The 1,176-nt window shown below is 41.3% G+C and carries 1 protein-coding gene and 1 pseudogene; one reads left to right on the top strand and one right to left on the bottom strand.

The genetic code is table 11. The features are described from left to right. Nucleotides 1-186 (top strand): annotated as a pseudogene (locus WH277_RS01240) (MFS transporter); the annotation flags it as partial. A gap of 214 nt (nucleotides 187-400) precedes the next feature. On the opposite strand, the gene WH277_RS01235 reads toward WH277_RS01240, so the two are convergent. Beyond that, nucleotides 401-1,045 carry a response regulator transcription factor gene (locus WH277_RS01235; protein ID WP_339456434.1) on the bottom strand — a complete coding sequence of 215 codons (645 nt, stop codon included), beginning with the start codon at nucleotides 1,043-1,045 and terminating at the stop codon, nucleotides 401-403. Nucleotides 1,046-1,176: the final 131 nt, after the last annotated feature.

Below are 1,176 nucleotides of genomic sequence, written 5' to 3'. Positions count from 1 at the left end.
ATGCCAGACAGCCTGATGAGTTCTCCGCTTTCTCCGGCACTAAACCCGGCATTTGATGAACAGATGATTGAGGAAACGATGCCCTCTTTCGATAGTGAATCGCTGGAAGAGGAAGAAGCAACATCGGCACAGGGAGCCGATCCCGATGAAGAGACCGGCCTGAAAAAAGCCTGGGAAAAACTGTAAGTCGTTAGACTGACTGCTGAAGGGAAATAAAGTTTTCCGCATCGAGAGACCAGGCTTTGTCCTGTTCTCTCGCGAGGTCTGTTAATCACCTTGCGCATTTGGGTAGCTAACAAAATAAGAATAACTGCAATAGAAAAATAAATTATGACCATAAGTGAAATAGATGGAAGTCACTTTCCAACAAAATACTATTTTTACCTTACAACACTTAAAACTAGATTAACCCTTTTGCGTATGCATAGCGTATCAGTTCAATGTTAGAGGAAACACCCAGTCTACGCATCGCATTGTACTTTTGAGTGGAAATGGTGCTAATGGTTCTGTTTTGGCGCACTGCAATTTCTGACAAGGTATATCCAGAAGAGAATAGTCTTATCACTTCTAACTCTTTAGGCGTAAGAGGACTTCCCTTTTCCTTCCCTTTTATTAGATAATTCCTAATGTGGCTACATGATGTAGAAAAGAAATATCCTTGTTGTGTCATGACGTGTTGGCAAGCCATTACCGTTTCCTCTACAGGATCAGATTTGCTAACGATTGACTTTACGCCATAATCGCATGCACTTCTCAGAATGGCTGTATTACTTTGTGAGGTAAGTAGGACAACCTTCACATCTGGAAATCGCCCCTTTAGGGCACGAAGCTTGGCAAATCCATCCATCGTAGAACGGTCTGAACTCAATGAAAAATCAGTAATAACTATGTCTGTTGGTTTAGAAGCCAGACCCGACAATAAGTTTTTCCCACATATTGTTTCGTTTGAAACAACGAAAAAATCACTATTTTCGAACAGCATCTTTACCGAATATATGATATGTGGGTGGTCATCAGAGATTGCTATTGTGTGCCGGTTAGACATACTCCCTCCATGTAGATTATCATCACAGCCCTTAATAAACATACGGTCCATTAACAATTGCACGAAACATCTTAAGTGCGCTCAGTACGGAATGGCAAGCAATTTGCGTCAAATAACAGAAACCCATAAAC

The sequence above is a fragment of the Erwinia sp. MYb416 genome, assembly GCF_037479575.1.
GTDB classification, from domain to species: Bacteria; Pseudomonadota; Gammaproteobacteria; order Enterobacterales; family Enterobacteriaceae; genus Erwinia; species Erwinia rhapontici.
This window is presented reverse-complemented; position numbering and strand designations above follow the sequence as displayed.